24 protein-coding genes are annotated in these 19,181 nt (G+C 49.3%); 7 read left to right on the forward strand and 17 right to left on the reverse strand.

Annotated elements, in window-relative coordinates; translation table 11 throughout:
• Positions 1 to 193: 193 nt before the first annotated feature.
• On the forward strand, positions 194 to 667 hold the full coding sequence (locus J9789_RS16515) for a GyrI-like domain-containing protein (RefSeq protein WP_209346742.1): 474 nt from the start codon (positions 194 to 196) through the stop codon (positions 665 to 667).
• Between the two features lie 231 nt (positions 668 to 898).
• Here the strand turns inward: J9789_RS16515 and J9789_RS16520 are convergent, their stop codons facing one another.
• From J9789_RS16520 to J9789_RS16570, 11 genes are all read right to left on the reverse strand, one after another.
• Positions 899 to 1,507: a DUF3267 domain-containing protein gene (locus tag J9789_RS16520; protein WP_209346743.1), complete on the reverse strand. Its 609-nt coding sequence runs from the start codon at positions 1,505 to 1,507 to the stop codon at positions 899 to 901.
• Between the two features lie 16 nt (positions 1,508 to 1,523).
• Positions 1,524 to 2,006: a hypothetical protein gene (locus J9789_RS16525; protein ID WP_209346744.1), complete on the reverse strand. Its 483-nt coding sequence runs from the start codon at positions 2,004 to 2,006 to the stop codon at positions 1,524 to 1,526.
• 189 nt (positions 2,007 to 2,195) lie between these two features.
• On the reverse strand, positions 2,196 to 2,927 hold the full coding sequence (locus J9789_RS16530; protein ID WP_209346745.1) for a LytTR family DNA-binding domain-containing protein: 732 nt from the start codon (positions 2,925 to 2,927) through the stop codon (positions 2,196 to 2,198).
• Between the two features lie 19 nt (positions 2,928 to 2,946).
• Positions 2,947 to 4,317 (reverse strand): GHKL domain-containing protein, encoded by a 1,371-nt coding sequence (locus J9789_RS16535; protein WP_209346746.1) that lies wholly within the window; start codon positions 4,315 to 4,317, stop codon positions 2,947 to 2,949.
• Positions 4,318 to 4,333: 16 nt separating this feature from the next.
• Complete coding sequence (locus tag J9789_RS16540) at positions 4,334 to 6,874, reverse strand: ABC transporter permease (RefSeq protein ID WP_209346747.1); 2,541 nt, start codon at positions 6,872 to 6,874, stop codon at positions 4,334 to 4,336.
• Between the two features lie 12 nt (positions 6,875 to 6,886).
• A complete protein-coding gene (locus tag J9789_RS16545) occupies positions 6,887 to 7,552 on the reverse strand; it encodes an ABC transporter ATP-binding protein (protein ID WP_209346748.1) in 666 nt (221 codons plus the stop codon).
• Positions 7,553 to 7,571: 19 nt separating this feature from the next.
• Entirely contained in the window at positions 7,572 to 7,955 is a 384-nt protein-coding gene (locus J9789_RS16550; protein WP_209346749.1) for a GNAT family N-acetyltransferase, read from the reverse strand.
• 29 nt (positions 7,956 to 7,984) lie between these two features.
• Positions 7,985 to 8,506: an isoprenylcysteine carboxylmethyltransferase family protein gene (locus J9789_RS16555; protein ID WP_209346750.1), complete on the reverse strand. Its 522-nt coding sequence runs from the start codon at positions 8,504 to 8,506 to the stop codon at positions 7,985 to 7,987.
• A gap of 32 nt (positions 8,507 to 8,538) precedes the next feature.
• Positions 8,539 to 9,561, reverse strand: coding sequence for a HAMP domain-containing sensor histidine kinase (locus J9789_RS16560; RefSeq protein WP_209346751.1), 1,023 nt, complete (start codon positions 9,559 to 9,561; stop codon positions 8,539 to 8,541).
• Positions 9,558 to 10,250 (reverse strand): response regulator transcription factor, encoded by a 693-nt coding sequence (locus tag J9789_RS16565; RefSeq protein WP_209346752.1) that lies wholly within the window; start codon positions 10,248 to 10,250, stop codon positions 9,558 to 9,560. Before J9789_RS16565 ends, J9789_RS16560 begins: the two co-directional genes overlap by 4 nt.
• Before the next feature lie 84 nt (positions 10,251 to 10,334).
• Entirely contained in the window at positions 10,335 to 10,910 is a 576-nt protein-coding gene (locus J9789_RS16570) for an SLOG family protein (RefSeq protein ID WP_209346753.1), read from the reverse strand.
• Positions 10,911 to 11,037: 127 nt separating this feature from the next.
• Here J9789_RS16570 and J9789_RS16575 point away from each other — a divergent pair, with 127 nt between their 5' ends.
• Positions 11,038 to 11,373, forward strand: coding sequence for a helix-turn-helix transcriptional regulator (locus J9789_RS16575; RefSeq protein WP_087260165.1), 336 nt, complete (start codon positions 11,038 to 11,040; stop codon positions 11,371 to 11,373).
• A 39-nt stretch (positions 11,374 to 11,412) separates the two neighbouring features.
• Here J9789_RS16575 and J9789_RS16580 read toward each other — a convergent pair whose 3' ends face one another.
• The 3 genes from J9789_RS16580 to J9789_RS16590 all read right to left on the reverse strand — a co-directional run bounded on the left by J9789_RS16580 (position 11,413) and on the right by J9789_RS16590 (position 13,395).
• On the reverse strand, positions 11,413 to 11,841 hold the full coding sequence (locus J9789_RS16580; protein ID WP_148317452.1) for a hypothetical protein: 429 nt from the start codon (positions 11,839 to 11,841) through the stop codon (positions 11,413 to 11,415).
• Between the two features lie 5 nt (positions 11,842 to 11,846).
• Positions 11,847 to 12,758: a ParM/StbA family protein gene (locus J9789_RS16585; RefSeq protein WP_209346755.1), complete on the reverse strand. Its 912-nt coding sequence runs from the start codon at positions 12,756 to 12,758 to the stop codon at positions 11,847 to 11,849.
• A 178-nt stretch (positions 12,759 to 12,936) separates the two neighbouring features.
• Entirely contained in the window at positions 12,937 to 13,395 is a 459-nt protein-coding gene (locus J9789_RS16590; protein ID WP_209346756.1) for a DUF1273 domain-containing protein, read from the reverse strand.
• A 170-nt stretch (positions 13,396 to 13,565) separates the two neighbouring features.
• Here J9789_RS16590 and J9789_RS16595 point away from each other — a divergent pair, with 170 nt between their 5' ends.
• Positions 13,566 to 13,922 carry a helix-turn-helix transcriptional regulator gene (locus J9789_RS16595; RefSeq protein ID WP_209346757.1) on the forward strand — a complete coding sequence of 119 codons (357 nt, stop codon included), beginning with the start codon at positions 13,566 to 13,568 and terminating at the stop codon, positions 13,920 to 13,922.
• 98 nt (positions 13,923 to 14,020) lie between these two features.
• Here the strand turns inward: J9789_RS16595 and J9789_RS16600 are convergent, their stop codons facing one another.
• Positions 14,021 to 14,215, reverse strand: a complete 195-nt coding sequence (locus J9789_RS16600) for a helix-turn-helix domain-containing protein (protein ID WP_209346758.1) — start codon at positions 14,213 to 14,215, stop codon at positions 14,021 to 14,023.
• A gap of 343 nt (positions 14,216 to 14,558) precedes the next feature.
• Here J9789_RS16600 and J9789_RS16605 point away from each other — a divergent pair, with 343 nt between their 5' ends.
• Both J9789_RS16605 and J9789_RS16610 read left to right on the forward strand, forming a co-directional pair.
• Positions 14,559 to 14,891, forward strand: a complete 333-nt coding sequence (locus J9789_RS16605) for a PadR family transcriptional regulator (RefSeq protein WP_209346759.1) — start codon at positions 14,559 to 14,561, stop codon at positions 14,889 to 14,891.
• Between the two features lie 4 nt (positions 14,892 to 14,895).
• Positions 14,896 to 15,459: a DUF1700 domain-containing protein gene (locus J9789_RS16610; RefSeq protein WP_209346760.1), complete on the forward strand. Its 564-nt coding sequence runs from the start codon at positions 14,896 to 14,898 to the stop codon at positions 15,457 to 15,459.
• A gap of 76 nt (positions 15,460 to 15,535) precedes the next feature.
• Here the strand turns inward: J9789_RS16610 and J9789_RS16615 are convergent, their stop codons facing one another.
• The gene (locus J9789_RS16615) at positions 15,536 to 16,912 is read right to left on the reverse strand and encodes a HAMP domain-containing sensor histidine kinase (protein WP_209346761.1); all 1,377 of its coding nucleotides are present in this window, start codon (positions 16,910 to 16,912) and stop codon (positions 15,536 to 15,538) included.
• A complete protein-coding gene (locus tag J9789_RS16620) occupies positions 16,909 to 17,604 on the reverse strand; it encodes a response regulator transcription factor (RefSeq protein ID WP_209346762.1) in 696 nt (231 codons plus the stop codon). The genes J9789_RS16615 and J9789_RS16620 overlap by 4 nt, the downstream gene beginning before the upstream one ends.
• Positions 17,605 to 17,763: 159 nt before the next feature.
• Between J9789_RS16620 and J9789_RS16625 the strand changes: the two genes are divergently transcribed.
• Entirely contained in the window at positions 17,764 to 18,687 is a 924-nt protein-coding gene (locus J9789_RS16625) for an ABC transporter ATP-binding protein (protein WP_209346763.1), read from the forward strand.
• A complete protein-coding gene (locus J9789_RS16630; RefSeq protein ID WP_245185349.1) occupies positions 18,680 to 19,075 on the forward strand; it encodes an ABC transporter permease in 396 nt (131 codons plus the stop codon). Before J9789_RS16625 ends, J9789_RS16630 begins: the two co-directional genes overlap by 8 nt.
• The last annotated feature ends 106 nt before the right edge of the window (positions 19,076 to 19,181 follow it).

Consider the following 19,181-nt stretch of genomic DNA (forward strand, 5'->3'; position numbering starts at 1 on the left):
CGGCTGCGGCAGCATCGTCCACGATGGAAGCCAAAGGCTCCCATCATGCCCGACGCTCTGATTAACTAATTTCTACTGTGCAGGTGTCCAACTTGCACTTGCAATTTTCGGAAAATTTTAATTGCCTATTGAAAACAATTTTAATTGGGTTTATCATCTTCCAAACGACAAGCCGTTTTTGGAGGGATATGGTATGGAATGGTTCACAAAGCTTGAAATTCAAAACTGGAGCACGTCGCCTGCTCTTTATATGCGCCGCGTTGGCCCGTATGGTCCGGAAAACCGTGTACTTATGGAAACATTCAAACAATGGTTGCGAACACATGATTTGTTTACTGCTGATTGTGTTATTGTAGCTGCAGCCTTGGATAATCCCATGCAGATTAAACCAGTGGACTGTAGATACGACATTTGCTTTCTTTGTTCCGAGAGTGTCGCAAAGAAATTCTCCGCCGAAATTGCATGCAAGCAGTTGAACGGTGGCCGTTATGCAGTTTTTCAAATTGAGCACACGGTAGAAGCTATACAGAAGGCGTGGAACGAGTGTTTTGCGTACCTGTTGACTCACGACTATAGACCAAATCTACAAAGGCCAGTCTTAGAGAGATATCAAAAACAAATGGTGGACAATTGCTTGTGTGAACTATGTATTCCAATTCAAGATTGAGTCCATTTGGGCAAGAAAAAGGCCGCCACTGAACTATGCAGCAGCAGCCTTTGATCTTCGTATGCCTATTCGCAATATGCCATGGGAGTTACCGATGACTTCACATCTGCACGCAGAAAGAACGCAAGGTCGCATCCACCGGTCATAGAGGCAGACTCAAATGGGTAGTTGGTTTTGGTTTGTGTATCTAACAGCACTTTGTGGATGTTCGTCATGCCCTGTGAGCAAACTTCAGTGGGGCGTTTTTTGACCATCGAAGCATACCGCGCTTTTACCCTGGGGAAAATATAACCCAATGAAACCAAACTTTTCCGGCTGATTAACAATCCTGGCTGCTCCGCTGCGCAAGATTGTCCAGGCAATCAGCAGATCAGCTCCAGGCAACAGTAGATTGACAACTGCCGCCAGCACGGAAATGGTGCCTGGATATGTAACCAGGAACACGATGCTGCCTCCGCCCAGCACCAGAAACGGCAGCAATAGGCCTGTAAGGTAAGCCTTAGTGGAAAGCACCGTCAGGCAGGAACACATGGGCATTCCATGCCGAAACAGGTACTTGATTTCATAATTTTCCAATCGCCCAGCCATTTTCCAGCCAAGACCGTGAAACAGCTCATGGAGAGGCAAACTTACCACAATGACAGCCAGTAGAATGAGACCGGTATGATTCAATAACACCGCCCGATTCAGCAGGAATATCCGATATGCCCCACCCACAAGAGCTACAAAAGGTAGGGCAATCAGCATCCCCCAGAGATATGCTTGGCGGCAGGAAAATGTATAATTCTGATAATGCCAGCCATCAGCTACAAACCGAGCGATCTGATTACGGACATCCATCTGAAACTCTCCCTACTCAGCGGTTTAGGGCCTTCAGAGCTTCCAGCGTTGCATCCAGATTGGCACGGTGCCAGTTGTCTTTCTTGGTAATTCCTTCACTGGTCACGCCTGAACCGAAGCCGCTCATACCAACAGATAGCGTCCCGGAATGGCGCAGAGCGTTGAAGCTCTTTTGCTGGGCAGAAAGGGCGATAAGGCCATCATCGGTATCCAGCTCGATGCGGTAATTGAGCATATCCTCCCGCACGTCCACCTTGCGGATGCGGTCGTAGGGGATCTCCAACACCACATCCTTTTTCAGGACCATGGACATCCGTCCGAACGGCAGCAGCACCAGAGAATTTTCGCACATTTGCAGTGCGAAGAACTCATTGGAGAAAAAACGGGCCATTTTTTCGCTCAGGTCGGCAGGCGCGTAGGTGACGATGATAGCGCGGTCAGGAATGGGATTGTATCCAGCTTCTTTCACAAAATCATGAACAAATTTTTCAGCAGGCATTTTCAAAGCCCTCCTTGTTGTTTTTGTTGACTTGAGTATAGCAGAGAAAATTTACTTCCCACCAAATCTTTCGCCAATGGTTCAAAAGGCTTCGCCAATGGTAAAACAATAATTGATTATACAAAAATAGGGGCAGAAGAATTTTTCTTCTGCCCCTTGTTGTAATTTACTTTAGATATATTCCGTGGTCTATGTCTGCGCTTGATACTCGCTTTTTGCCTTGCGGGAAAGCAAGCAGGTTTCGCCGTTGTCCAGCTCTACTATCTGTTCTTTTAGATGCACCGAACGGATGCGATTTCGATTCACTAGGAAGCCCCGGTGGCAGCGCCAGAAGCCATCTCCCAACTGAGCAGCAAAGTGGTCTAGGCTGCTGTTGAATTCCAGCAACTCGTTATCCAGATGCAGCCGCAGCGTATGGCGATAGCCCACCGCCTCCAGGTAGAGGATACTGTCAGTAGGGATATGGCGCACCGTATCAAGAATCTTGACCGTACAGTAGCTGCCCTGGCCAGGGCGCTGGGAGAGCATCCGTTCCCTAATACTTTCCAGGCAGCTTTGAACCCTTGTGGTCATGGAAGCCGCGTCTCCCTTTACAATGTAGTCTAAAGCCTCCAACCGCAGGCGGAAGGTCTCAAAAGCCAAGTCATTGTGGGCGGTAATGAATACAATAAATCCTCGCGGATCATACTGTCTCAGTTTTTGAGCCAGTTCCAGCCCGCTGATTTTACCCGGGAAGTCTATGTCCAAAAAGTAGACAGCAGGAACAGAATCCTCCTTTTGCAGCCGCAGCAATTCGTCCGGCTCCTCCACAGTTCGTACAGGACCCATATCGCTGTCCAGAATCATAATCTGTCCAGCCACGATCTGTTCCAACCTTTGGCGGATAGGTGCTTCATCGTCACAGATATAAACGGGAATCATAGGCGTTCCCTCCTTTACATCAAATGGTGGGGATGTGCAGTTCTTGTACGAACATCCCGTCTTTCAGGTAGGTTCTCATAGCGCACCCCCGACAACGGGCTACGATGCGCCGATAGCTGGAAAGACCTGTGCCATGGCCGCTTCCTTTCGTGGTATAACCCTTGCGGGCAAGTGCAGCCATATCTGGTGCGATATCGTAGTTATTGGCTACGGCAAGATATAACTGCTTTTCCTCCTGCAGCAGCACTATATGCACAAGGCCGTCTTGTTTTGCAGCAGCCTCGATGGCATTGTCCAACAAGATACCTACTGCTCGCAAAAGATCATCGGCGTCCATAGCCTGATCACGGCTCACTGGGCGTAGAACCTCCAGCACGCCCTTGATGTGCTGCTGACGCATTTTTGCCAGCTTTGTGGTGAGTAGGCTGCGCAGAGGGTACAGCTCAATATTGCTAAGGCCGTCCATCTGGGCAATCTCGTTTCCAAGCTTTTCATCAAAGTATCCACTGGTTCGCTTCATAAATTCTTGGATGCCGGCAAGATCGCCTTCCTGTGCCTGTAAGGTCAGACCGGAGAACAGGTTCGTGACGTCATGGCGAAATGCTCGAATTTCCTGTTGCAGCTCTTCCAACAAAGCCATGTGCGCCTGTTGCTGAAGAATTGTTTCTTCCTGCGCTTTGATCTTATCCTGACCCGCTGTGTACATGGCGACAAATTGAATACAGAAAAGTCCAACAATAATAAACGAATAAAAAAGAATGCCATATGCCACATTAGGGTCAATATCAGGGAAAAATGTGTGCAGCAAAGGCATCAAACACATTAGTGCAAAAGAGACCACCAGAATCAACGCTGCACGGGTGCGGCTGCGAAATAGCGCTGAAAAGTACCGGTAGAACTCTGACCGACGAAGGATATAGGATGCAAACCAGGATACGCCGACCGTGAGGGTGTATGGAATATACAGGAGAACAAAAGCGAGAATATACATCCGGTCAAACAATGGACTATATCGTTCCACCACCTGAGCCATTACACTACTGGCCGTGTTTGCGATAAACGTGCCCAATACCGCTGCCGTAAGGGTATGCAGAAACGGCAGTCGAAACTCTCGTGCCAGCTGCCAACCCAAAATGAGCGCCACAGGAGTATAGGTAAGGATATCAATTGCGGGAGACAGTGCCATATCGTCACTCGCACTTGCAAGTAATATAAGGAGAGGGCCAACTATGCCAATAAGCCATTGCAGTACCTGTGCCGAAATGCAGAACACCGCCAAAGGGCGGCCTTTAATTTTCTTCCCTAATATACCGCAGGTCAGGATGAATAGTGCAATCGACATCATGAGAAAGGTATATGCGGCAGTAAAAAGTCGAAAAGGCAATCCCATGGTTTACACGCTCCTTTCATTCCACCCGACGCATCCGCTGGGTAATGCTCCCTCTGGTAATAAAACGCAGGCACGCAAGTGGCACAAGGATTGCCAGCAGTAGAATTACTGGCAGCACCAGCCACAGAGGCAGAAGTGAGAAGGTATAAACCGCACACCAGGAGCCCATTGCCTCTACAACACTGGGCATAACAAACCAGGCAAACAGTACTGTGACGGGCACTAACACCACAGCCATCAGAACAGCGTGGAAAACGCCCTCCAACATCATCAAGCGCCGCAGCTGGCTCTGTGTCATCCCCAGGCTTTCATATACAGCAAACTCGTTACGGCGGCTCACTGTTTTGACAACCAGCATATTCACGAAGTTGATCAGCGCGATCCCCAGCAGCACCAGCGCCACCACCAGAGTAGGCAGAACCTCATTCAGTCGCGCAGACTCAAAGTTAGCCGCATACTCACTGCGGCGGATGATCCCTACGCCTCGATTGATTCCCTGTTCAAACTGATCCAGATATTCCTCGAAAGAATCCTGCATAGATGGGTCAATGTCCACTGCCAACTGCCGATAGCTCTGACCAGGGAACAGCTCCTCAAAAGTCTCCGACGGCATTAGATAGGCAATGTTGAAGGCTGCTTCTGTGCTGTTGGAGCCACTAAGATATGAGTCATCGTGCATCACAGAACCCAGTATTTTGAAAGTGCGTCCAGCCAGCTCAACTGTTTCGCCTGCTGCCGGAGTGGAGATGCCGTCATGGTAAGCGCCTGCAGCCAGTACATACTCCCCGGAAGCAAATGCTTCAGCGTCAAATTCACCGCTGGTAAAAGGGGAGTTCGTCAGTACATAGTTGAGATATGCACCATCCAGCCCGATCACAAGACCGGTGTACTCGCCAGTCTGTTCCAGCCGATCCACACCGGCGCACCAGTCCGGAAAACCGGATTGAGATTCTCGCAGGGTCATTGTTTCGTCAAGAGGCTGATTGTAGTAGTCCACAATGCGCTGCCGCAGTTCGTCGGAGGCTATCAGAGCGATTTCATGGCTTTTCAACGAACTTACCTCTGTGACCTCCGGGCGTGTTCTTATTTCGTCCACAGTCTGCTCAGTAATGCCCTGGTTGGCTTCGTTGTACCTCTGCACCGACAGATAAGCAGAGCCGTCAGACAGACTGTAATCCCAAGGAGACATGACTGAAAGGTAAAGGTCCTGTTTGATGCTGGAATATATGATCCATGAACCGCTCAACAAGACTACTGCAAGCAGCAGAGAAATTGCTGACAGTATCGTGCGCCACCGGCTGCGGCCAAGACTACGCAGCGCAAGCCGGGATAAAGTCGTGCGGCCATCGGAGCTACGTCCATGCTTTGGCAGCCTGCCAGTAGCTGAGAGAATGGTCTGTGCAGGCGTCATACGAGACAGACGGATGGTTGGTAAAAGGTATGCCAACAGCGTAGTAGCCAGTGTGCAAAGTGCCGCCACCACAAAAGGCTGCCATGTGAGAAAATAGAGCGCCGGATTCTCCTCCATGCCGGTAATCACCCGACTGGTGATGCAGAAGTGAATGCCAAACCCCAGCAGCCAACCTGGAAGAAAGCCCGCAGCGGAAACAATACAGCCCTGTTCCAGCAAAATGCGCCGAAGTTGGCGGGGCGTCAGACCCAGGGATTTTAGCCCGGCATAGTACATCAGATCCCGCCGGGCTGCCACATGGATGATGCTGTAAACCATCAAATATCCACAGAGCAGGACCAGGAGTGCAGGCTGATAAAATGGCTGAGCCTGTCCGCTGGCCTGTTCCCGCTTGGCGTCGTTATAGGCAAGATTGGTGGTGAAGTTGACTCCGGCCACACCCTGCTCGGCCAGGATCTCCTCTGCCTGAACATCCAGTTCTTTGGGCTGGTGCAGGTTAACACCTAGGGTGACATTGGCTGCAGCGTCGTCATCGTAGCCAGGAAACAGCGTTTGTGCCGTTTCCTCTGTGATCCAGGCACAGGCTTCGGTAAAGTTGGTGGAGCTAAGCCACCAACCGCATAGAGAAAATTGCGAGGTGTGAGTATCCCCGTCTGGATCAGTCCATTGAATCGTCACCGGAGCGCCGATCTCTCGAAGTACACCTAAAGAATCCATGGTGAACTCGTCCAGAGCAATCTCTCCCGGCTGTGTGGGCAACTGGCCCGTGGTAGGAACAGACAATACTGATTCGGCATAGTCTCGGTCAGTAACTGCCAGCTTGACCACGCGCTGACCAATCATCGGATCTGTGACTTGCCCTACCGTACTAAGCCGTACTGTGCTTTTCACATTGGCGTTTCCAGCTATGGTATCAGCCTGACGGTCAGTAAGACCGGTATAAAGAATATGGCTGGTAGAACCGTATGTATATTGGTAATTCAGCAGGAAGCCTTCCTCAACTGAACTGCCCAACAGAAAGACAAATGTGTAAAGAGCTGTCACCAGCATGGCAGCCAGAATCAGGATTGTGTTTTTAACTGGGTGAAATTTGAAGTCCCGCATCACCAGGGTGCGGCAGACCTTCAGGTTATTGTTTGCAAGCATGGTCGGCCCTCCTTATGCACGGATACGGCCGTCTTCAATGCGGATAACCCGGTCCGCCATCTGGGCGATCTCCAGATTGTGGGTAATCATTACCAGCGTTTGATGGTAGGTTTCCACCGACAGTTTCAGCAAGCCCAGTACATTCTGGCCGCTTTTAGAATCCAAATTGCCGGTTGGCTCGTCGGCCAGAACGATAGCGGGTTTCGCAATCAGTGCTCGGGCAATGGCTACTCGCTGCTGCCCGCCACCGGAAAGTTCATGGGGAAAAGCATTCAGTCGGTCTTGCAGATGCAGTAGTTCCATGATTTCCGCAAAGAAGGTGGGATCGGGCGTGGACCCGGCCAGGCTCAAGGGAAACAAGATATTTTCCTTCACGGTAAGGGTCGGCACCAGATTGAAACTCTGGTAAACGAATCCCACCTTACTGCGGCGAAATACCGCCAGTTCCTTTTCCTTGAGGCCAGACAGTTTCACGCCGTCCACTACCACTTCGCCCTCATCAGGGGTGTCCAGTCCACCCATCATGTTGAGCAAAGTGGTTTTGCCGGAGCCGGAGGCGCCGATGATGGCGGTGAATTTTCCCTTTTCGATGGAAAGATCGATACCAGCTAAGGCGTGTACCGCATTTTCGCCTTTGCCGAAGGTTTTGTGCAAATTTTGTACTGTTACGATGTCCATGGGATGATTCCTCTTTATTTTAGGTATTCTTCTTTTCGATAATGTACGATTGCAGGCTCCTTTGGCAACCGTTTTTTTCATAAAATGCCTCCACACCCGGCTGTGCTCCGAAGTACAGCAGAGTCGGCGTATGCTCTTTGGCCAGCTGCAAAAGCTGGCTTCCAATCCCTTGCTTTTGGTATGAGGGCAACACCAGAAGCTCGGTGATGGTGCCAAAAAAGTAGCCGTCAGTAAGGATGCGCAGACAGCCTACAAGTCGTAAGCCATCGTAGGCGGTGATATTGAGAGTGTGCGACAAGGCCGCCTCTGTTTTTCCCTGGTCGTACTCGCCCTTCCATATCTGATTAACAAAGGGGATAAAAATTCCGGGCGTCAGGTTCCTATCATCTACTATGTATTTCATTGCATTCGCTCTTTCCTATAATATTTTTTCTATATGTATCGCCGCACCTTCTTCATATAGTCGCGGTAGTGTTCGCCAAAAGTTTGCAGGCACCAGCGTTCTTCGGCCAGAATGATCCAGTGTGCAGAAACTTGAAACACCAGCACCGCGAACATCAATACCGCCGAAGCGGTCATCAGGGCACAGGCGGTAAAATAGAGAAAATATGCCAGATACATAGGATTTCGGGACAAGCGGTAGACCCCGCCGGTACACAATCCATCTGAATCCGGTCGGGCAAAGCAGCTCATGGATGCAATGCACAAGGCCAGCCCAACCGCACCGCACAGCACCCCTATCACAAAATGCCAGGTCACCCCGGGGTGTACTGTTAGGCAAAGGGGATAGAGCACCACAAACGCCGTGGCAAGCTGATAGATGCCATAGGCCACCCGTTCTCCGCCGCTCATGGGAGCGAAATGAGCCGCTCGGCGCACAGCCCCCTGATCCAGCACCGCCAGCAGACCGAACCGAACGGCGAAGAAAGGCAGCAATAAAAGAAAACCGTTCATCTATTATCGCTCCTTTTTTATATCGCTGCTCCTTAGCTAAGCAAATACACCGAGAAAGTCGTTCCTTCTCCGACTTTTGATTTCACACTAATGTACCCTTTCTGTCGGGTGATGATGCCGTTGGCCAGATACAGGCCAAGGCCCACGCCTTCCTCGGCAGCAACCTCCTGGGCACGGTAAAATCGCTGAAACACATCATTGTAGTGTTCCTCCGGGATGCCGATGCCGGTATCGGCAATGTCGATGCGGGTGTAGAACTGCCAAGGGCGCACAGTAATGGCAACCCGTCCGCCAGCCGGAGTGTATTTGACGGCGTTATCCAGAATGTTGCCGATAGCTTCCGCGGTCCATTTGGGATCATGCTGCACCATAATCTCCGGCGCGCAGTCCACAGTCAGTTCGATTTGTTTCTTTTCCGCCTTGGCCCAAACCGTGCTCATAGCCTGGGCTATGGTATCACCCAAGCGGGCTTCTGTTGGGGTAAGCACAAAGGTGCCTGTCTCCAATCGGGACATCTTGATCAGTGACTGCATCAGGAAATCCAGTTTGTTGATCTGTTCATCCATAGTGGCAACAAACAGTACTCTCTTTTCTTCTGGCAGTTCTGGCTTTTGCAGGATTCCGGTATATAGTTTTAGGTTTGCGACAGGCGTTTTGACCTGGTGGGAGATGTCGCTGACCAGGCTTTGCAGCGTTTCTTTATCGCGCTGACTTTGTAATCTTCCTTCGTGCATGATATCGTAATACTGCATCAGTTTGCCCTGTACTTTAGATGTCAGTGAGTCCTCATAGGGGTGAAAATTTTCGGGCTGCCGGCCAGCAATCGCTGCGTCGATGGTCTCACACACATCGTCCGCAAAATATCCAATCTGCCTGCGCTGGAGAATAATCCAAAGCCCGGCCACCAGGAAGATACCGCAGCACACCCCCAACAGGCCATACCGGACGGATGCTCTGGGCACAAACTCCCACAGCATCCAAATAAGTGTTGCAAAAAGCCCGGTGGAAAGTACCCCCAGCACACCATAAAGAATGCCGGCACGACGCGCCTTCATCGCTGCACTCCTTTCCAGATGTACCCCATGCCTCGTACTGTCTGGATATAGGAGTGAGTATCGTCCTCTATCTTGGCACGCAGGCGGTTCATGGTTACGGTAAGGGTATGATCATCAATAAAATTGCCACCGCTGTCCCACAGGCGTTCCAGAAGGACTTGCCTGGTGAGAATATTACCAGCATTATCGGTGAGTACCCGCAGCAGCTTATATTCATTGGGTGTAATGGTAAGGGTCTCCCCGCCTCGTTGGGCAGTAAGTGCACCAAAGTCCAGCGTAAGGTAACCATCGCTCCAACGCTGGGCGGATTCTTCCGCTTTGCTTTGTCCCGACCGACGAAGCACTGCTTCCACACGACGAAGCAGGATTTTCATGCTAAAAGGTTTGGTCACATAATCCTCGGCGCCCAGATCAAAACCATCCAATACATTCTGCTCCAAATCATTGGCCGTAAGAAAAATCACCGGTATTTCCGGCCGTAGTGCCTTGATGGCTTTGCACAAGTCAAAACCATTTCCGTCCGGCAGATTCACATCCAATAGGACAAGATCAAATCTGTCTTCCTTTACCAACTGAAATGCTTTCTGATATGTATAGGCAGATACGGAAATATATCCACCAGAATCCAATTCAAAACAAAGCCCCGCGCTGAGCGCGAGGTCGTCTTCCACAACTAAAATCCGCTTCATGTAATCACCTCGTTCTGCATACACTGTTCAGTATAGCAGATTTCGAGCATAATAAAAGCATTCAATTACGCTCAGATTCACAAATTATTCTTTTTCTTTGCACTCAATCATATTGTTCAGATATTGTTCATTGATATACCCTATCTTTGCATGTTCTGGATGAATTAAAATAACAGGGAGTTTCTTTTTTTCGGCATAGTGGACTGTCATACCAGTACCGCTACGAATGGAGCGATCATTGTCATAAATGGCAAGCAAACAATCCGCATGGTCTACCATGTAATGATTTCTTTCTGAATAGCCTGCTGTTCCATACTTATCACTCACTACAATAATTCCGGCATGGTGGCGAATCAGTTGCATTCTATTTTTACTATGGCTGTCCCATTTCTCATCATAACCGTCAAAAGGCAAAGCCAATGTAAAAGAAATATCTGAATACTCCGGCTGCGTTTTCAAAAGAATGAGGATTTCAGCAGCCCACATATCTACTCCCAGTGCGCCTCCTACCCAAAAATGGTGTACTCCCATTTCATAAAGGCGTATAATTTGTTTTTTCAAGCGTTTTTTCAACTGCACACAACCATTATTATCTTCACAGTATTTGAACTTAAAACGAGTTGGACGATGTCCCGTTATCGCACAAGAAAGCTTGCCCATGATTTTTTTCCTCCTGATTTTCCCTTATTACCCATTATACTTGCTATGGCTGAATAAGTTCAACCATAGCCGCTTAATTTTTCATGTTATGGCGGATAAAATATAGCTATAGCATGGAGGGCTGCCAATGGGTGAATTATTAAAAGAAATGGGCCAGCGAATGCTGGATCGGCGCAAACAGCTGAGATTAACACAAGAAACTCTGGCTAAAATGGCACATGTAACCCCGCAAACTATTTCAACTGCTGAACTGGGAACAAAAGCCATGCGGCCTGAAACTATATTGAATGTCTGTGAAGCATTGGACATCAGCACAGATTATTTGCTGCGCGGTCAGGTCATAGAAGACGATGCACGCCTGCTTCATCAAAAGATTTCTTCATTGACACCCAGCCAGTACCGCCATCTGGAAGATATTATTGACAGTTATATTGCTGCCATTCAAGAACAGAAAGAGGTATAGGACGAGGCTTTATCTGTCTCTCCTATACCTCTTTCTTTATTATCTGCGGAATTCAGCCATTGTGCTGGCTATCAGGTTTCGGGTCACATCATCAATCTCCGGTGCTTCTCCCACTTCCGGCATATACTCTGGCTCCTGCGCCTGCACATTTGGTGTCGAAGCCGCTTTCTCTTCTTCCACTCGGCAGGTGCCCGAGGCCGGGGCAGGCTTTTCGGTTTGTCCTGTCTCTTGCCGCATGATCTCACGCACAATGGCTTCGATGGCGGCTCTGTCAATGACCGGAGCCATTGCTTTCAAAGGCTGCGGGTCATCTGCAAAGTTCGCATTATAGTATGTGATTGCATTGGCAATATACTGGGATTTGCTATGAGGCGGCTGAAGTTCCAACAGTTCAACGGCAGCTCGCTGTACGGGGTCGCCAATATTGAACCGCAGAGAAAATCGCCCCCGTTCCTTTTTGGCCGCCATTCCCATCACCTACCCGCCGTTTCCAGTCGATAGAGGTATTCAAAGCCGGCCGCATTGGCATTGATGTTCGTGACGAACAGCGGCGTCCCCACCTTACCGGAGGATTCGATCTGTCGGCGTAGCAGGATCGCGCCGCCGCCCACAAAGACCACCTTACTGTAACGAAGATCCAGCATCCGCTCCCGGAGCGTGCTGAAGAGGTCGTTTACAAATTCCTGTGCCAGCCGCTCCACCAGGCGCACAGCTTCAGCCGGATACGAGGTCTTCCTGCCAGCAAGAATTGCATCCACATCGCTTTCATCCAGCAGCAGATCCAGTTCCGAGTTTCCTCTGGACCTGATCTTATTGTAGAGCAGAATCACGCCGTTTTCCAGCGAATCGCAGGAGGTGAGATCAGCTTTTCCGTTTTTCAGGAGAAGATAATCCGCCGTAAAGCCTCCAATATCCAACACCACCGCTTTCGGGTCATCCATGAGCGTGTGAAGCATGGTAGCGGCCGCCGCGTACGCCTGCGGGTAGCAAACTACATCGGTAATACGGATGGCATAGGGCTTATCCCGGTACACGAACTCCACGATCCCATCTCTCTTGAAATAATCGGAAAACTTTTTTGCCTGGGCGCCAAAATGTGCCGGCGGCAGTCCTACCGGAAGCTGGATATTGTAGAGCTCCTGCTTGCCGATTTGGCGCGCCTCCAGTTCCTCTGCAATAGCGATCAGCGTAAGTACAAAGAAGCGGTCATCTTCCGTCTTGTCCTTGCGGAACGGGATGCGCTCACTGGAGAGCGTGTAGTAATTGCCCCGATATTGCAGGCTCTGGCCAAAGGGTTTTGTAATGCTCTGCTGCAGGCCGGAAACAAAGGGGCTGCAGTGGACGGTTTTGATTTGCTTGTTGCCATGATCGACACCAATCAACATAGGTAGTTGCCTCCTTTTTTTGCTTTATACATATCCTTTACGCCTGGATGACGCCTTTCTCAACAAAGTAAAACAATTTGAAATACCTATAATCCATGAATCAAATACACAACTGTTAAAAGTAAGAAACCAATTATAGTAAAGCACCGGACGCAGGGTTTTCCTCTGCGTCCGGTGCTTATTTTTCATGTTTCACCCGAAAAACCCGTTTACGATGGCGTTCTGCATATTTCAGCGTTTGATAGGCCCCACCGTGATCCCGCCACACCATAGCAATCAGGCAATCCGCCCGGTCCACCATCCAGCGGTTGCAGGCGGTAATCGCCTGTTTGTAGTGGATGCCTGCAAGTTCAATGGGGATCAGTATTTCGTCAAAGTGGCTTTCGTAGTATTCCTTATCCGTGTTTAGCCGCTGCTCCATGTAGGGCAGCACCAGAACCAGCGAGATTGCCTTGTCCGGGTGCTGGTGCTTTAGAGTACGAACCGCACTGGCGCAGAGGGCGTCAAACTCTCCCTTGCCGCCCACATAGCAGGTCATTTCCTGTTCCGCTTCCAGCAACCTTTCCAATATCTCCACAACCTGCGATTGCCCGAGGCCGAAGACTTCTCTGTGTCCCGCAAAGGTACAAACTATCATATTTATTCCCCACCTTAAAAAAGTTTATTTAATAAGCCAACCCACCACAGAAAATTTGCAAAACTTAAAGAATATAAATTTAGAATTTATATAGTTTATTATATATATACCACGGGTACTTTACAATAAGGGAGGAATGATATTTGGCGACGTACTGTGAGGGAATATAGATGGATTTAGATTACAAGGCGATTGGAAAGCGAGTGAAGATCGCAAGAATACGGGCCGATCTGACACAGGAAGCATTGGCGGAAAAGGCCGGGCTGTCCATTACCCACATGAGCAACATTGAAAACGGCCATTCCAAGTTGAGTTTGCCGATGGCGGTTTCGCTGGCAAATGTCCTTTCTGTTTCGGTGGACGAATTTCTGTGCGACAGCGTGATCCACTCCAAGAAAGTTTTCTCCCATGAGGTTCAAATGCTTTTGGAGGATTGTGACGACTACGAAATACGCATACTCACCGATCTGCTCAAAGCAACCAAAGACACGATCCGCAGGGATATGAAGCTGAAACAGCAGGAATAGCGCAGGCGATCACGATTGACCGTTCTATGCTACTCTTTTCTTACAATGCAAAGCGCCGGGCGCGGGGCTATATGCCTCTGCGTCCGGCGCTCTTTTTCTTATGCCTGCTCCATTGGAAAGTGTGGCAGTTCTTCCAGCAGCTTCAAAATAAGGTGCTGCTTCATCTCTTCGTCAACGGCCAGTTCGTCGATCATGGGGGTGTAGTGTTCGATCACTTTATCTTTGGCCCACTTCTCACCGGCGACGGCGGCCCTGATGGTATCAGTGTCCAGTAACATTTCCTGTTCGGCCATCGTGTCAACTCCTGTCGTTTTTGTCTTATTCCAGCATACCACAGAACCGGCAAGAAAACCAGCGGCGGAAAGATTTTCCTACGCATTTCAAAGCCCGTTCCGGCAGGTATTTGATAAATCATTCTGCCACACCACCGACCACCCCCGAAAAGCCTTGATTTCCGTGGGCTTTTTGCCCCCTAAATGCGTAGACAAGATGGGCTTTTCAGTTCTCGTATTCTGCATTTTGTTTGTGACGCCGCTACACTATATTGTGCATAGATAGTCAAATAAAAAATCTTTTGATGTACTATTGACTTCTGATATACTGTGTAGTACGATGTATATACAGGAGGTACAGTACATGAATATTGATGATTGGAAATCCCAAATTAAGCGCGGGACACTGGAATTTTGTATTCTGTTGATGATAAAGCAGCAACCATCCTATGGATATGAAATTATCAGTACATTAGAAAAGTATCCTATTCTGGCTGCAAAAGAGAATACAATTTATCCGCTACTTAGACGGTTAATGAAAGATGATTATGTATCATCATCGTGGCAGGAGAGTGCCGAGGGCTTGCCGCCGCGAAAGTATTATTCCATTACCGACAAAGGAATTGAATATATTTCCGCAATGTCTGATGAATGGGATAATCTGCTAAACGCTATTAAGGAAATCAAAGGAGCATAAGACAATGGAACTGGAAAAATCACTTAATGAATATCTCGAAAAAATCGAAAAATATCTGAAACCAATGATTGTTTCAGAACGTGTGGACATTGTGAAAGAAATCAAAAGTGAAATGCTCGAATTGCAGAACAATGGTATTTCCACAGAACAAATCATTGATCGCTTGGGAAATCCTAAGGAACTTGCAAAAGCCTATTTAGGAGAAGCCATTGCAAAAAACAGCGGTTTTAACTGGCGTCGGTTGAGTGCCGTGATTGCTTTTTACAGCCTTGCAGGAATTGGTGGTATGTTTGTTTTGCCAATTACAAGTATTTGCGGTATCGCCTTTATGGTAAGCGGCGTGCTTTGTCCGATTGCGGGTATTATCAAGCTCGTAGCTCACTTAATGGGATATGAAATTGCCGAAATTGGTATTAGCATTGGCACTTTTTCTGCTAATGAGATAGCTTTTCTCCCCATTTCTATTTTGATTGGTGCCATAATTTTTGTCATTGGATGGTTGCTTTGGAAACTCACCATTGTGATTATTAAGTCTATGAGCCAAGGAAAGAAAAAGTTGGATCAATAATATAACGAGAAAACGCCGGACGCGGCGGCCTGTTGGCCCTGCGCCCGGCGTTTTCCTATGGGTTTAATACTGGAATTTATGAAATAAGCGGCTGGGGTGGCAACGAAATTCTGACTTCTAACCCATGCGGGGTGTTGCCGGAAAAAGAAACGGTTCCACGATGGGCTTTTACAATCTGCACTACCAGCTTCAAACCCAGACCATGCTCAGCCTTTTCATCGCTGCCCTGGGTGCTGGCAATGCCGTCCCCACGATTTAATGCTTTCAGGCGTTCCAGCGCAATTCCTACTCCGTCATCTGAAATTACGCAAAGGTAGCGCCCGTTTTCTTCTCCGACAGAAACGGAGATCCTGCATCCCTGCGGATTGTGGGTGATGCTATTGCGGATCAAATTATCCAGCATACGCCGCAGCAGGCTATCATCCCCCAAAAGGTGGATCGAGCGCCCTGGCTGCATCTCGGCAAATACAATCTCATACCGGCTGTCCAGACCACTATTCAGCACTTCGCTGACAGCTTGACGGCTGGTCTCTACCCAATCAACATCCTTGAAATGAACAGGCTGGAGCGCATATTCCAGCTTGGTGGTCAGGTTCAAATCGTCAATCAGCCGTTTCATCTTTTCGCTTTCCCGACGGATGATACTTGCCTGCTTTCTTGCTTCCAGCGGAAGGCTGCGATCATCTTCCAGCTCGCTGGCATACCCCAGCACCATCGAGAGAGGCGTGCGAATGTCGTGGGATACGCCGCGAATCCACTCCGCTCTTGTGTTGTCCTTTTTTCTCATATAATCTGCGGCCCGGTTAAGCCCAGCGTTGATTTCGGCCAGTTCCCCTTGCTCCTCCAGGTGCGGAGCTTTTCCGTGACTCAAATTTTGAATACCTTGTAGAATGGGCGTCATAGCTTTTTCGACTTTTCGCGTATTCCGCAAAATCAAGAAAACAATGAGCAACAAATTGATGATAAAAACCGCTGCGATTCCGCCGAGTAAAACCCCCATGTAGGGCCATTCCAGAGAAAAATAATATTTTACCAGCGTTCCGGGCTGATAGCCTACAACCATAAGGTTGCCGTCCGCACGTGTCCATATTTTAACAGGATAGTCCTCCAGATACCACCGGCTGAAAGAAGCCACCTCCGTACTGGTATAAGAACGCGGCAGTTTTTCCGGCAGATCCTGCTGCCAGACGACATCGCCATCTTCATTCAGCAGCATCGCCCAGGCAGATTGTTTTTGCAGCATGGAAAGGGCAGTATCGTCTGCAACCCATTTTCCATCCCGCAGCACAACATGGTCCGAGAAATCGCGGACGGAAAAAGCGGTGTCCGCCCCGCTCATGCTTCCTGCAAGGATAATGGCAAGGAACAAGGCGATATTGACGGCCAAAAATAAAAGTACGATCCCGACCGTAGAAAGGATATAGCGGCGGAAAAAGCGATGCACTGCATTCATGGCGACACCCCCTTGAGATTAAGGCGGTAACCAAGGCCCTTGACAGTAACAAGGGAAACTGGCTTCGACGGGTTTTCTTCGATTTTTTCCCGCAGGTGCCGGATATGGGTGGAAAGGGTGCTTTCATACCCTTGCCAAAATTCCCCGCATATCGCTTCGCACAGGACACCCGTAGTGACAATCCGCCCTGCGTTTTGATACAGCTTTTCAAAAAGCTGCATCTCTTTGGCAGTCAATGTCTGCTTTTCGCCATTTTTCCAAACTTCTGCGTTGGCCATATCCACGATAGCTCCGTCGAGTTCCACCATTTCATTTTGATTTGGGTAAGCGCGGTTTAAGATTGCGCCGACCCTAAGCAGCAATTCTTTGGGTAAGAAGGGCTTGGCGAGATAGTCGTCTGCTCCAATCTCTAGCCCCTCGATGCGGTCCTCCGCTTCCCCACGGGCGGTAAGCATCAGAACGGGGACCCGGCTTGTGCGGCGTATCTCTTTCAAAACTGAAAATCCGTCCATGCCCGGCATCATCACATCCAGCACGATCAAACTTGGATGTTCTTCCTGCCATGTCCGCAGCGCCTCGCCGCCGGATACGGCAGTTAGTAGATTCGTATATCCCGCCCGTCGGAAAATAGAGACCAGCATCTCCAATACATCATGGTCATCATCGACCAACAGTATCTTGTGATTTGTCATACGCAAATTTCACCACCTATCTTCGTTTCCATTATACCGCAAAGGATGTTGGCTGCCTATTCTGTGTCAAAAATCTCAGAGATAATTCAAGGTTGGCTCAGCGTTATCTCAAGGTTGGGATGGTATGCTTAGACCATCATGAAAAGGAGGTATTCGCACATGAGCGATTATGTTATTGAAACCCGTGGTCTTACCAAAACATACGGAGAACAGAACAGTGTGTCCAATCTGTCCATTCATGTGAAGAAAGGGCGTATCTATGGCCTGCTGGGCCGTAACGGAGCCGGGAAAACCACCACCATGCGGATGCTGCTGGGCCTTACCGCTCCATCTTCCGGCGACGTGAAGATTTTTGGCAAGCCGCTTCGCGGGAACGAAAAAGGCATTCTGCCCCGCATCGGCTCCCTGATCGAAGCACCGGGATTTTACCCGAACCTGACAGGGACGGAGAATCTTCAGATTTTTGCCGATCTGCGAGGACTCAAAAGCCCCCAATACATCAAGGGAGCGTTAGAAGTTGTCAACCTGCCGTACCGGGACAAAAAGCTGTTTTCCCAGTATTCGCTGGGCATGAAACAACGCCTTGCTATCGCACTGGCCGTCATGCACAACCCGGAACTGCTGATTCTGGACGAGCCGATCAATGGCCTTGACCCTATCGGCATCGCAGAGGTTCGCGGCTTCATCCGGGAACTGTGCGACGCCACAGGGAAAACCATCTTGATCTCCAGCCATATCCTGTCAGAGATCTCCCTGCTGGCCGATGACATCGGAATCATTGACCACGGCGTATTGCTGGAAGAAGAAAGCCTGGAGGAGCTGGAAGCAAAGAATGGGAAATATTTTCGCTTTACGGTTTCCAACGCAGCCTTGGCCGCCAACCTGCTTCAGAGCAAACTGGGCTTTCGCAATGTCCAAGTGGACAGCGCCAATGAGCTGACGGTCCGCGACCTTCGGCTGGATACCGGCGCGGCGATCCGGCTGTTTGTGGACGCAGGACTGTCTGTGTCTGATGCCCATCTTTATGAGGACACCCTGGAAGATTACTTCAAGCAGGTTACAGGGGGTGAGGGCATTGCTTAAACTTTTGCGCTGTGAGTTTGCCAAGCTGAAACGAAAACCCCTGTTCTTTGCGGCTGCGGCCATTTCGGCTTTGATTCCCTTGGGGTGTGCGCTGTTTCTGCCGGAGATGCAAGAATTTTCAAGTGGTACAGAAGCGGTGGACCGCCTGATGTCTACTCTGTTTCAGCTGAGCGCCTATCTGCTCTTGATGCCTGCCTTGGTGGTGCTGGCATCGAATCTGCTCTTTGAAGAACAGGATAACGACACATTAAAGAATCTCATGACCGTTCCTGTGAGCAAACCTGCGCTGGTCCTGGCAAAGATGACGCTGCTGTTTTTGTTTTCCGTTTCGTTCATGGCTGTCGGCGGCCTGGTCAATCTGGTTATTGTGCTGGCATCCGGGCTGTGAACTGCACCCCATTTGTTAGACAGTATGATATACTATCTAACAAGTGGGGTGTTTTGCTATGCCAAAAGGAGTTCCAAATAAACGATATACGCCGGAATTTAAAGAG

This window comes from Flavonifractor sp. AGMB03687 (assembly GCF_017811815.1).
Classification (GTDB): Bacteria; Bacillota; Clostridia; order Oscillospirales; family Oscillospiraceae; genus Flavonifractor.